This window comes from Bacillus sp. es.036 (genome assembly GCF_002563635.1).
In the GTDB taxonomy this organism is placed as follows: domain Bacteria; phylum Bacillota; class Bacilli; order Bacillales; family Guptibacillaceae; genus Guptibacillus.
The window spans coordinates 1,322,974-1,335,129 of sequence record NZ_PDIZ01000001.1; the positions used below are offsets into that span (position 1 = coordinate 1,322,974).

The window sequence follows — 12,156 nt, forward strand, 5'->3', positions numbered from 1 at the left end:
AATAACATGGCAATTATTATTAATATTGATGTAATGCTGGCTAAAAGAAAAATGAGCGTAACCGAACTTTCAGGAAAAGTGGGGATCACAATGGCGAACCTATCGATATTGAAAAATGGGAAAGCTAAGGCGGTTCGTTTTTCCACATTAGAGGCGATTTGTAAAGCGTTAGACTGCCAGCCAGGAGACATTTTGGAATATAAGAATGAAGAAGATGCCGATGATTTATAATCTTAAGTTGGATTGTAGACGATGAAAGCAATGAAACAACTCGGTCATTTTGGTATGGAACAAGCGCTATCTTGTTTGTTTCCTGTTGTTATCTTCGCTTCTTTAGCCGCCACACAAATTATTTCATTACCTTTCCTACCACGTTATGATTGGCTGCTTATTATTTGCCTTTTTATGCAGTGGGGGATGGTACGCTCAGGTCTTGAAACGCTCGATGAGCTAAAGGTGATTACATTGTTTCATATCATCGGGCTAGCGCTTGAGCTCTTTAAAGTGCATATGGGTTCCTGGTCATACCCTGACGAGGGCTATACCAAAGTACTAGGAGTTCCTTTGTATAGTGGCTTTATGTACGCAAGTGTCGCAAGTTATCTTTGTCAGGCGTGGAGGAGGTTGCATGTTCAGCTCATCAACTGGCCGTCAAATTGGATTGTTATCCCTTTATCAGCTAGCATTTATTTAAATTTTTTTACTCATCATTATTGGATTGATGTCCGCTGGTGGTTATCTGGTCTCGTGATCATCGTATTCTGGAAATCATGGGTTACATACGAGGTTAACCGGAGTCAGTACCGTATGCCAATTGCTCTTTCTTTTGTTCTAATCGGTTTTTTTATATGGATTGCAGAAAATATTGCTACCTTCTTTGGCGCCTGGGAGTATCCGAATCAAACAGAGGCATGGAGTCTCGTTCATTTAGGTAAAGTAAGCTCTTGGCTTTTGCTTGTCATCGTGAGTTTTCTTATCGTAGCCACGTTAAAACGTGTCAAAGGAGAAAGTAGGTCCAGATGGCAAGAAAGTTTATTTGTTCGAGAGGATAGCAAGAAATTGCATGAGTGATTGCAGAAAGGGTAGTAGATTTTATGTTACCAAATGTTGAGTGCTTAGGTTGTAAATTAGCCAATAAAATGGAGCCTGTTCATGTGATTTATGAAGATGCTCAGGTTTGTTGCTTTTTAGATATCGAACCTTTTAATGAAGGTCACACGTTAATCTTACCGAAGAAGCATTTCTTAGATGTCGAGGAGTTAGACCCATTAACAGCAAATGCCATTATGAAAGCTTCAATGAAAATTTCAAAAGCACTCAAGCATCTATTCGCTCCAGATGGCATTAGTATTTGCCAAAATGGCGGTCAATTTAACGAACTTCCGAAAGAAGTCTCCCTCTTCAAGCGTGTGAAGGGCGTAGCACAACGGTAAGGGGGAGATGAATTTCGGTTGGGGGAAAACTCGAAATTTTCTGACTCTTTGTCTCCAAATGGTATAATTAGTCTTATTACGTATGAGGGCTGATATAAAAGTGAATTTAGATAGTAATAACCATTCAGTGCTCTTGATGTATTACCATTTGGTAATGGTTGTGAAACATAGAAGGAAAGTCATTGATGATACCATTTCAGATTATTCGAAAGAAAAGTTTGTATCCTTGGGTGAGAAATACAATATCACACTGGTCGAATGGAACCACGATTTTGACCACGTTCATATTCTCTTCAAAGCCCATCCTAATACCGAACTATCAAAGTTCATCAATGCCTATAAAAGTGCCAGCTCAAGACTGATCAAAAAAGAATTTCCTTTTGTGCGAAAGAAGCTATGGAAAGAAATGTTTTGGTCAAGAAGTTTTTGTTTGTTGATTACTGGTGGTTCGCCTATTGAGGTGGTTAAAAAATACATCGAAAATCAAGGGGTAAAGTGAGGTGATTGGATATGGCCAAACTGAATAAAGCATACAAATTCAGAATATACCCAACTGATGAACAGTCTTTGATGATCCGTAAAACCTTTGGTTGTGTTCGCTTTGTCTACAACAAAATGTTAGCTGAACGAAAAGAAGCCTATGAAAACCTAAAAGATGATAAAGAAGCATTGAAATCCGTAAAACACCCTACCCCTGCCAAGTACAAAAAAGAGTATGAATGGCTAAAGGAAGTAGACTCACTAGCGTTGGCAAACGCACAATTAAATTTAGATAAGGCATATAAAGCCTTCTTCAAAGGGAATGCCAAGTTTCCGAAATTCAAAAGCAAGCGACACAGACAAAGCTACACAACAAATGTCGTAAACGGTAATATCGAGTTGTTGGATGGTCATATCAAGTTACCTAAACTAAAAAAGGTCAAAATCAAACAACATCGAGAAATTCCTTTCGTGCACAAAATCAAATCTTGCACCCTATCGATCACGGCATCAGGAAAATACTATCTTTCTATTCTGACAGAGTATGAGAAGGAAATCGAAACCAAAGAAATCAAAGAAGTAATTGGGTTAGATTTTGCGATGGATGGGTTGTTTGTTGATAGTGAGGGTGAGAAAGCCAATTACCCTAAATTTTATCGCCAAATGCTTGATAAATTAGCAAAAGAACAGCGCAAACTTTCTCGAAAAAAGAAAGGCTCTTCGAATTGGAATAAGCAACGCATCAGAGTTGCCAAAATCCAAGAGAAAGTCGCCAATCAACGTAAAAACTTTCTTCACCATACATCAAAAAAATTAGTGACTCATTTTGACGCTGTAGTGATGGAAGATTTGGATATGAAAAGGATGTCGCAAGCATTAAAGTTTGGAAAAAGTGTTACTGATAATGGTTGGGGAATGTTCACCTCTTTCTTACAATACAAACTAAACGAACAAGGGAAACAACTTATCAAAATAGATAAATGGTTCCCATCCACAAAAACTTGTTCGAAATGTGGTTCGGTAAAAGAAATCAAACTATCAGAGCGAACTTATCAGTGCACTTGTGGTCTAAATATCGATAGAGATTACAATTCAGCACTTAATATCAAAAAAGAAGGCATTCGCTTATTAGCAAGTGCCTAATCAAAAGATAAACTTTTGGAACAAGAGGGTTAGCTTGGTCAATTTCGTCAGCTGATAAGAGTGGCGATTACCCAAGAAGCCCCCACTTCAAGCAACTCGTAAGGGTGGTAAGTGGTGGGAGTAGTTCACCGATTTAGGTCATTATCATATGCATTTGATTCCAAGGTTTCCTGGTCAACCATTTTATAACGAAGCAGAAATTGACAATACCAGGGAGAAGCAGAACCTTAAAGAAACAAGGACTAATTTAATCAAGCAATTACATGTTAATCAGTGGAGAGATTGAAAGAGATGTGGGATTGTATAAGAGGAAAAAGCTATCATATGACTCTGTCATGGATGGCTTTTTTTCATCAAGTGGGCTACATGCTGGAATAGGGAGGGGATTATGATTAAAGCGAAAGCAAGTTTAAGTGTAAAGCTAGCATTGATTTTGCAAATCATATGGTATTTCATGTTTTTTACTAATTTTATTGGAGTTATGGGTTCTCGGAGTTCGTTACTACAAAATATTATATGGCTTGGAATACCGTTGGTTGGAATAATTACTTCTTTAATTTATTTATTGAAATTTAGTTTTACAAGGGTTGCGCTTACTACTCTTACCTTATCACTACCGATTTGTCTATTATGGATATTAATTTCTGGTATAAGTAAAATGTGATTTTTTATAAATTTTGAGGAGCCGAGAGAAATGAAAATATCCGCCTGGATTTTATTAGTATTACATACAGTTATCCTATTTCTTTGGGTAATGAACTCTGTATATTTATTCTCATTTTTTGGTGTTGTGTTTTGGGCTATTTTAGTTGCCATAGGTTTTATTGTACAAAAACAGTTAAATGGGCAGTTGTTAATAAAAGTATCATTGTTGGCTTCAAGTTACCTTCTGATAGTACTGATTGGAGTTACAGTTGGGATCTACTTTGTTACAAGTTCGATGCCTTGATTTTTTTATAATTAAAGGGATTCTCTCTAGAATATGGAAGATTTAATAAACATCATTTAGGAGGTAGTGAAATGGTTTTTGAAATGACTACTCAAGTTTGTGTTTCCAACATGGCAGAGGGGCGTAAGTGGTATGAGACTTTTTTAAATAAGAAACCCGATTTTATTCCTCATGAGGGATTTGCGGAATGGGAACTCATTCCCGGATGCTGGCTACAAGTAGCAGAGGGGGAAGTAACAGAAGGAAATGGTTCTCTGCGGTTAGGGATTACTAATATTTCAGCTGAAAGAGATCGATTAATGAAACACTTAAAAATAGATAAGTTTGAAATACATTCGAGGGCTGAAGTTCCGGTTAAATGGGGTACGTTCACAGATCCCTGGGGAAACCGTCTGGGTTTTTTTGAATACCTGGATAAGAATGAAGAAGAAAAACAAAGGAAATCGATTACAGGTCTATAAGAAAGATGATTTTCAAATCTAGATGACGCTTATATAAAAACAAATTGAATTCGTGTAGGAGGTCAGTTGATGATTGAGAGAATTGATACTTTGTGCATGAAAGTAAAAAACGTTGAGAAATCAAGTGATTGGTACGAAGAATTATTAGGTTTCTCAGTAGTTTTTAAGGATATAGGCTATCGTTTGATCTGGATGATAATAAACTTCAAGTTTGTCATTTTAAAGAGTAAGAACAAGAGACAGAATAGCCTGGTATGACAATAAAGAGTAGAAGAGAAAAATGGAGGCCTCGAATGGGGAAGTTGTTTTTATATAGTGATCAAATTAGTGAATCTCCTGAAAATCAACGATTAGACTCGTTACTTTTTAATGGAATGGAAACGGAAAAAATTAAGGTTGGTTATATTCCATCAACGCAAGATAAAGATAAAAAGTATTTTCGTACAAAAGTGGATTACTACCAGAATTACGGTATTTCGGATATCGTGTTTTTTGATTTATACGCTGAATTTACTTCAAATAACATTAACAAGCTCATGGAATGTGACATTATCCATCTTTCTGCAGGAAACCCGATTGAGTTTAGAAAAGCGATTAAACATCGCAAAATGGAACAGGTTTTATGGAATTATTATCATAGCGGAGGAATCATTGTTGGCGTAAGTGGCGGTGCCGTTCAACTTGGTCAGTCTACGGCATTATTTCATCTTTTTAAGGGTTCAGACTGTGTGGAGTCTTCTGATGCACTAAAGATGGTGAATTTTGAATTTCTCCCCCATTACAATCGTTGGAATAATGACTTTAAACAAGAGGTTCTAGCATACTCAAAAAGAACGGGAACAAGAATTTTATGCGTGAATGACGGAGATGGGGTTATAGTCGATGGGAAGAACATCCAAATGATCGGTGATATTAAAGTAATTGGCGGAAAAGTGAAAAGCTGAATGAATGTTAGGGTAAAACGGTCTAAAACGAAGGGAAGCCCATAAACGGCTTTCCCTTCGTTTTTTTATCTTTATTAAACCGTAGAACGATCTTCTTGTATAATCTTTTCAGCGACATTTTTCCCACTAGTTACGACCATCGGTGATCCGCCTCCTGGATGCGTACTCCCTCCTGCAAAGTAGAGATTCGGTATGTCCTTTGATTGATTCGAAGGACGTAGGAAGCTGTTTTTTAAGGAGTTAGAGGAAATGCCGTACAAGGCTCCTCGGAAAGCGTGAAACCTCTCCTGAATCTCTTCAGGACCGACCAATTTCTCAACGACAAGATGTTTTCGAATCGACAGTCCGTGTTTTTCCAATTTATCGTACACCTTTTCTTTATAGTCTTCTAAAGAAATACGATTTTCGTCTGTTAAAGGCGGTGCGTTAACTAAAATAAAAAGGTTATCGCCGTCTGGAGAGACGGAAGGATCCGTGACAGAAGAATTTGAGATGTAAATTGTCGGATCGTCTGGCCACTGCCCGTTAAATAGCGTTTCAAACTCTTGAGCGTAATTTTTTGAAAAGTAAACTTGATGGTGCTCGAGGTTCTTTAACTTTGTTGATAGCCCGGCCATAATCACAAAAGCTGAAATCGATGGAGAAGACCGCTCAATTTTCTTGTTAGGCATTGATGGTCGATTTTTCTCATCTACTAAGTTCGGATAGGCGTGAAGCAAGTCTCCATTAATAATGACATGATCGATTTGAAGCGAGGCGGTCGCTGTATCAATTCGGCGCGCTTTTTTGTTCTCAATGTGTATGTTCGTTACCTGTGAATTAAGGTAAAAAGTAACGCCTAGATCCTTCGCTGCCATTTCAAGACTTTTTGCAAGCTTAGTGTTTCCGCCCTTTACATAATAGACTCCTTGTACCATTTCAAGATAGCCAATCATCGCAAATGTTGCAGGTGCTTGATAGGGGGATGAACCTATATACGTCGAATAACGATTAAAGGCTTTTAATAAGAGCGGGTGCTTAAAATAGCGTTCGTGAAAATGGTTCATTTTTTCTAGTGGCCGCACCTGCACCACAGCGTTAAAGAGACCGGGAGACAAGTAATCCTGCCATTTCGTAAACATTCTCGGAAAGAACGAGTTCTTAGATAAATAATAGAGTCGCTCGATTTCCTTTAAATAGGCGTGATAGTTCTCAGCAGCAAACGGATCAATCTTATGTAGTTGGGTTTTCATATATGTATCATCGGTACTCATCATAAAAGATTGTCCATCATGATCCACGTTTTTTGTATGATGATCGAGTTTTATCCAGCTGTAATAATTTCTAGGGTTAAGGTCTGCTTCTTCAAAAATAGAATCAAACACTTCAGGCATCGTCATCGTGTTTGGACCAAAATCAAAATGATGTGTTCCTATTTTAACGGGCATCATTTTTCCACCTGTATAAGTATTTTTTTCAAAAACATGTACATCGTATCCTTTGCTTGCTAGTTTAATCGAGGCAGACAGTCCACCGAGTCCAGCCCCGATAATCGCGATTGTTTTCATGAGTAAGTTCTTCCTTTCCAAACATACCCCTTCTGTTTTAAGCCTGTTCGCATTGAATGGATCAGAAGCGTCATAAATGCAATAGCGCTAAGTGGCATGAGAAATGCTAGCGTCATTTTCTGATTCGTTCTCCTATCAATCCATAGTTTTTGTAAAACGATAAGCAGGTAGGGGATAAATAAAGTGAGTTGAAGTGAGTCTGTCATAAAGGTATAAAGTCCAATCGGTAGTAGAACAAGCGGGCCGACATAAAAGAGACCGTAAAAAATAAATAGCATTATTATTAGAAACCTAGAGCGTCCAAGACCTGGGAATAAATTTTTCGTGAAACCTTCCCATACTTCTCGATTTGTTTGATACATGTAGCACGTGACCATGTTCGTAATATTCGCAAGGAGCACCTTACGTCCTTTTTTCTTAAATGCTTTTGCTAAATCAATGTCATCAAGTAGCGTTTCTTGAATGCTCGCATGACCACCAACCTGCTTGTATGCTTCCTGATGCACCATAATAAATGCCCCATGAGCTGCGGTGAAGGAGGGGAGCATTGTTCCGTTTGCTGGAGCTATTGGAAGATGGAAATGAACAACAAAATGTTGAAGTGGTACAAGTAGCTTTTCGAGAAAAAGGCTGACTGGAAATGCAGGGAAACCTGTTAACATAGAAGCCCTACGCTTTATCATAAGAGAGAGTGCTGCTTGAATGGCATTAGGCGACAAACGTAAGTCAGCATCATGAAAAAGCAAATAGTCTCCTTTCGCACGTTCACTAAGCTGATGACAAGCGTATACTTTACCAGTCCATCCTTCAGGAAGATCTTTCCCTTGTATAATGGTAAAGCGCTGATCGTTTTTTGTATATTTAAAAAGTAAATCCAGCGTTTGATCCGTAGAGTGATCATCCAGAAGGAGAACTTCAATGTTTTGATACGTCAGCTTTTTTAAACTTTGGACAAGCTCACTTACGTTACGTTCCTCATCACGAAGGGGGACAAGAATGGATACTAGCCCATTCTCGTCCCCCGTCCCTTGAAGGCGTGGCATGAATAGCGAATTAATGATCGTCCAAAGAAGAAATACACCAAGAATACAAGTATAAATAAGTATCATTAGACAGTCACCTCTTCGACTGTAGCATTTTGCTGATTTATTTTCTTCTTATAGGTTAGTAAAAGAAACAGTGTCGGAATAGATGTTAGTAAACAAGCAAGCCAGAGTCCGTCAAGCAATGCTAAGAAAATAAACATCCCCATTACCAATCCAAACAACATTGCCATTCGGTGTTTCCATACGTGGAAAGAAGCTTGATCAGGCACTTTATTCCGCACATAAAGAGGGTAGAGTAAAAGATGGAAAAAGAGAGACACCCAAAACCATCCAGTGAAATTTTGGAAAGGAACGTTATAATAAACGCCATTTCCCTCCCAACCCCAGTAGCCTTTTACTAAATAAGCGACGGGATCAATGATTAAATCAATTAAAACCGCAATGAGCGCGCCTGTTAGAGCATAAACGATCCATTTTATATAGCTTTCTTTCATTTTTTCGATGATTTGCATAGCTAAAACATGCGTGACGGCGATCACCATAATCCATGCAAAGCCAATGCCGATTGGAACCTCAGCAATTTTAAAACCAAAATCACCTGAATAAACATATTGGCCGAAGATAAGTCCGTAATGTACGCCAAGACCTTCTGCCAACATACTAATCACAAAGATAAAGGAGGCAAAAGATAGCCCCCATAAAGATCCGAAAGTACGTATAAAATAGATGCTGCCTAGTATTCCACAAAGTATGAGGAAAAAGGCATTTGCCCAATTAAGAAATGGGGGAAGCAGGTCGAATCCTACTAGGATCAACCCGCAGCAGTACCAAAAAATAAAAAGTCGAAAAATAATATTATCCCAATTCATGCTGCGAAGGTCCTTTCTTAGCCAGTTTGCTCATCTTTCAATTTCTGATCCTCCGCAATTAAGTCTGCAGTTAACTGTCCTGAGAGTGTGACCATCGGTACCCCACCGCCTGGATGTGTCGAACCACCTACAAAGTAGAGGTTATCAATCAACGTACTTCTAGATGGGATTTTAAATCCTCCGTTCACTTTACGATCGGTAGCAACTCCGTAAATCGATCCTCCATTAGATCCATATAAATTTTTAATATCATCCGGTATAAACTGATATTCGAATTCGATCGATTCACGAAGACCTGTCATGCCCATTCTTTCTAACTTATCAAGCACAATTTCGCGGTATCTACCGCGATGTTTTTCAAAGCTCTCGCCAGGCTGAAGTGGAGGGACATGCGTTAACACAAATAAATTTTCTTTTCCAGAAGGTGCTTGTGTCGGATCTGATTTTGAAGAGACGCCAATGTAAACAGTTGGATCGTCAGCAGGAACACCTTCATCAAAGATTTGTTTGAATTCAAGCTCTGGATCTTTCGAGAAAAAGAAATTGTGATGTTGCAGCTGATCGAATGTTTTATTAACTCCAAGTAACAGAACAAGACCTGATACAGTCGGTGTATATTTTTGGAGATCTTTTTTCACTTTTTCTGCTCCAGGTTCGCCTTTTAAAAGCGTCTCATGTGCAGGAATTCCTTCAAGGTTGCTGACAATTAAATCAGCTTCCATCGTTGTTCCATTTGCAAGCTTTACGCCAGCGGCTTTTTTGTTTACAGTAAGAATCTCAGCTACCTCTGTATTCACTTGAACGTCGACACCTAGTTCATCGAGAAGCTTTAGCATTCCTTCTGCTATGTTGTACATCCCGCCTTCAACATAATAGATTCCTAGACCAAGTTGGACGTACACAAGCTGTGATAGGATAGCAGGAGAATGATAAGGCGAAGAACCTATATACATAATGAAGAAGTTGAAAAGCTGTTGAAGATGCTTATCATCAAGATACTTTTCTGTAGCCTGATTCATTGATTTCATCGGATCCATTGTGAGAAGATCTTTAAATGAGTGAAGCTTTTGCAAATCTTGAATGCCTGATAAACTTTTCTTGTAAAAACTTTTAAGACTCAGGTCAAACATAGTTTTGCAATAATCTAAGTAGGATAGGAAGTTGGAATAATCTTTCTCTGAGCGTTTATGTACCTCAGATAACATGACCGCGATGTCACTCGTAACATCAATTTGTGCACCGTCTTCAAAAAAAGTTCTCCACTGAGGTTCAATTCGCTTAATCGTCATATAATCGTTTACATTTCGCTTCGCACTTTTGAACAGTTTCTCGAGCACCCAGGGCATTGTGAGGATGGAAGGTCCTGTATCAAACTTAAATCCTTGACCGGAACGTTTGTTTAACTTACCACCAGCTCGTTCGTTTTTTTCAAGTACAGTTACTTTGTGTCCATCTGCAGCGAGGCGAATAGCGGCTGAAAGTCCACCAAGGCCAGCCCCAATTACGATTGTTTTTTTGCTCATTCCTTCTCCTCCTTCATCAAATTAGCGTCATGAATCGACTTTTGTACACTGTCATTGTATAGTTTAGGTATAACCTTTGTAAAGGAATCATAACGCTGTTAAAGTGTTTAGTATGCTTTCTTGTTAATTACCTAAAAATGGATAGGTTAAACAATGTTGAAGTGAGGTATGCATATGCACGTTATCCACTTAACCGTCCTAGAATTAATCTTAGTGAATATTTTTGCATGGCTGATTATTCATGTATCTATCTCTTATATTTGCCTTCGTTTGCCAGATTCCTTTTACGAATCAAAAAAAACTGGGTTAGAGAGCAACAAAAAGGAACTAAATTTCTATGAAGGCTTACGAATACGTAAATGGAAAACCATACTTCCTGATGGGGGAGACGTGTTTAAAGGTGGCTTTCGAAAGAAAGAGTTAAAGACACTTAGCTCATCCTATCTTACGAAATTTATTGTTGAGACAAGACGTGCAGAAGTGACCCACTGGCTCCTAATCCCGCCTTCCATTTTGTTTTTTTTATGGAATCCAATGAATATTGGGTTCGCTATGGTTGGGTACGCACTAATTGTTAATCTTCCATTTATCCTGATTCAACGGTACAATCGACTCAGGTTAAAACCATTACTAAGTAAACAGTTGAAAAAAGAGCAGCGCAGGGGGAATTCCATTGGAACATTTGGGGTTTGAGCAAACCGAAAAACGAAAAAACGAGCATATCGACATCTGTCTTACAGAAGAAGTTGAAGGGGCAGGATTAACGACAGGACTAGAACGCTATCGTTTTAAACACAATCCATTACCTGAGATTGCTTATGATGAAGTGGATATCTCTACTTCTTTTCTAAATAAAAAATTAAACACGCCATTTCTTATAAGCTCAATGACCGGCGGCACTGAACGAGCATGGGAAATAAATAAGCGTCTTGCCAAAGCTGCTGAAGCACATGGGTGGGCACTTGGAGTAGGATCGATGCGTGCAGCGATTCAAGAATCCAAATCCGTATACTCCTTTGATGTGAGAAAATACGCACCAACCATCCCGGTCCTAGCTAATATTGGGGCTGTACAACTTAATTACGGTTTTACCATTGAAGAATGTAAGCGAGCCATTGATTTAATTCAAGCTGATGCGCTGTTGCTTCATTTAAATCCACTACAGGAAGTGTTTCAACCAGAAGGCGACACAGATTTCCAGGATTTAATTGTTAAAATTCGTGAAGTAGCAAAGGCGATTCCCGTTCCGCTTGGGATTAAAGAAGTTGGTATGGGGATTGATGCGAAGACAGCTCAGCGCCTGATTAGTGCGGGGGCCAGCTTTATCGATGTCGCAGGGGCGGGCGGAACGTCCTGGATTCAAGTTGAAAGCTATCGTTCTCATCAAACGATGCGCAGGCAAGCTGCGAAGGCTTTTGAGGATTGGGGGAACCCAACCGCAGATTGCATCATTGATGTGCGAAAGCAGCACCCTGATGTACCAATGATTGCAAGTGGAGGGCTAAAAAACGGTGTGGACGCAGCGAAAGCGATCGCCCTCGGTGCAGATGTTTCTGGATTTGGAAGGGCATTACTTGAAAATGCCGTAAATGAAACTGAAGAAGCGCTCTCAGAACAATTGAAACGAATTGAATTTGAATTACGAACTGCTATGTTTGGGATTGGTGCTTCGTCTATTAACAGGTTAAAATACAATAGCGCATTACGTAAGAAATAGTCAGGGCCCAGGCTCTGGCTTTTTTGTTTTTGTATAGGTCGTCT

Annotated in this window: 14 protein-coding genes and 1 pseudogene; 11 read left to right on the forward strand and 4 right to left on the reverse strand. The window is 38.9% G+C overall.

The window, feature by feature from the left end:
• The first annotated feature begins 6 nt into the window (after positions 1 to 6).
• The 9 genes and pseudogenes from ATG70_RS06895 to ATG70_RS06940 all read left to right on the forward strand — a co-directional run bounded on the left by ATG70_RS06895 (position 7) and on the right by ATG70_RS06940 (position 5,410).
• Positions 7 to 231 carry a helix-turn-helix domain-containing protein gene (locus ATG70_RS06895; protein ID WP_098443599.1) on the forward strand — a complete coding sequence of 75 codons (225 nt, stop codon included), beginning with the start codon at positions 7 to 9 and terminating at the stop codon, positions 229 to 231.
• A gap of 21 nt (positions 232 to 252) precedes the next feature.
• Positions 253 to 1,071 (forward strand): DUF817 domain-containing protein, encoded by an 819-nt coding sequence (locus ATG70_RS06900; protein ID WP_098443600.1) that lies wholly within the window; start codon positions 253 to 255, stop codon positions 1,069 to 1,071.
• Between the two features lie 23 nt (positions 1,072 to 1,094).
• Positions 1,095 to 1,382: pseudogene (locus ATG70_RS06905) on the forward strand (HIT family protein); the annotation flags it as partial.
• A 151-nt stretch (positions 1,383 to 1,533) separates the two neighbouring features.
• Positions 1,534 to 1,932 carry an IS200/IS605 family transposase gene (gene tnpA / locus ATG70_RS06910; RefSeq protein ID WP_098443602.1) on the forward strand — a complete coding sequence of 133 codons (399 nt, stop codon included), beginning with the start codon at positions 1,534 to 1,536 and terminating at the stop codon, positions 1,930 to 1,932.
• Between the two features lie 11 nt (positions 1,933 to 1,943).
• Positions 1,944 to 3,056, forward strand: a complete 1,113-nt coding sequence (locus ATG70_RS06915; RefSeq protein WP_098443603.1) for an RNA-guided endonuclease TnpB family protein — start codon at positions 1,944 to 1,946, stop codon at positions 3,054 to 3,056.
• 694 nt (positions 3,057 to 3,750) lie between these two features.
• Positions 3,751 to 4,005, forward strand: coding sequence for a hypothetical protein (locus tag ATG70_RS22430; protein ID WP_098443605.1), 255 nt, complete (start codon positions 3,751 to 3,753; stop codon positions 4,003 to 4,005).
• Positions 4,006 to 4,076: 71 nt separating this feature from the next.
• The gene (locus ATG70_RS06930; RefSeq protein ID WP_098443606.1) at positions 4,077 to 4,466 is read left to right on the forward strand and encodes a VOC family protein; all 390 of its coding nucleotides are present in this window, start codon (positions 4,077 to 4,079) and stop codon (positions 4,464 to 4,466) included.
• A gap of 69 nt (positions 4,467 to 4,535) precedes the next feature.
• Positions 4,536 to 4,724, forward strand: coding sequence for a VOC family protein (locus ATG70_RS06935; RefSeq protein ID WP_098443607.1), 189 nt, complete (start codon positions 4,536 to 4,538; stop codon positions 4,722 to 4,724).
• Positions 4,725 to 4,759: 35 nt separating this feature from the next.
• The gene (locus ATG70_RS06940; protein ID WP_179886210.1) at positions 4,760 to 5,410 is read left to right on the forward strand and encodes a Type 1 glutamine amidotransferase-like domain-containing protein; all 651 of its coding nucleotides are present in this window, start codon (positions 4,760 to 4,762) and stop codon (positions 5,408 to 5,410) included.
• Positions 5,411 to 5,484: 74 nt separating this feature from the next.
• Here the strand turns inward: ATG70_RS06940 and ATG70_RS06945 are convergent, their stop codons facing one another.
• The 4 genes from ATG70_RS06945 to ATG70_RS06960 are packed head-to-tail and all read right to left on the reverse strand — an operon-like array spanning position 5,485 to position 10,395.
• On the reverse strand, positions 5,485 to 6,957 hold the full coding sequence (locus ATG70_RS06945; protein ID WP_098443609.1) for a phytoene desaturase family protein: 1,473 nt from the start codon (positions 6,955 to 6,957) through the stop codon (positions 5,485 to 5,487).
• Positions 6,954 to 8,066, reverse strand: coding sequence for a glycosyltransferase (locus tag ATG70_RS06950; protein WP_098443610.1), 1,113 nt, complete (start codon positions 8,064 to 8,066; stop codon positions 6,954 to 6,956). The genes ATG70_RS06945 and ATG70_RS06950 overlap by 4 nt, the downstream gene beginning before the upstream one ends.
• On the reverse strand, positions 8,066 to 8,872 hold the full coding sequence (locus ATG70_RS06955) for a carotenoid biosynthesis protein (RefSeq protein WP_098443611.1): 807 nt from the start codon (positions 8,870 to 8,872) through the stop codon (positions 8,066 to 8,068). The genes ATG70_RS06950 and ATG70_RS06955 overlap by 1 nt, the downstream gene beginning before the upstream one ends.
• A gap of 17 nt (positions 8,873 to 8,889) precedes the next feature.
• Positions 8,890 to 10,395, reverse strand: a complete 1,506-nt coding sequence (locus ATG70_RS06960; RefSeq protein WP_098443612.1) for a phytoene desaturase family protein — start codon at positions 10,393 to 10,395, stop codon at positions 8,890 to 8,892.
• Positions 10,396 to 10,569: 174 nt separating this feature from the next.
• Between ATG70_RS06960 and ATG70_RS06965 the strand changes: the two genes are divergently transcribed.
• Positions 10,570 to 11,088 (forward strand): glycosyl-4,4'-diaponeurosporenoate acyltransferase, encoded by a 519-nt coding sequence (locus ATG70_RS06965; RefSeq protein WP_098443613.1) that lies wholly within the window; start codon positions 10,570 to 10,572, stop codon positions 11,086 to 11,088.
• On the forward strand, positions 11,069 to 12,112 hold the full coding sequence (gene fni / locus ATG70_RS06970; RefSeq protein ID WP_257147633.1) for a type 2 isopentenyl-diphosphate Delta-isomerase: 1,044 nt from the start codon (positions 11,069 to 11,071) through the stop codon (positions 12,110 to 12,112). Before ATG70_RS06965 ends, fni begins: the two co-directional genes overlap by 20 nt.
• Positions 12,113 to 12,156: the final 44 nt, after the last annotated feature.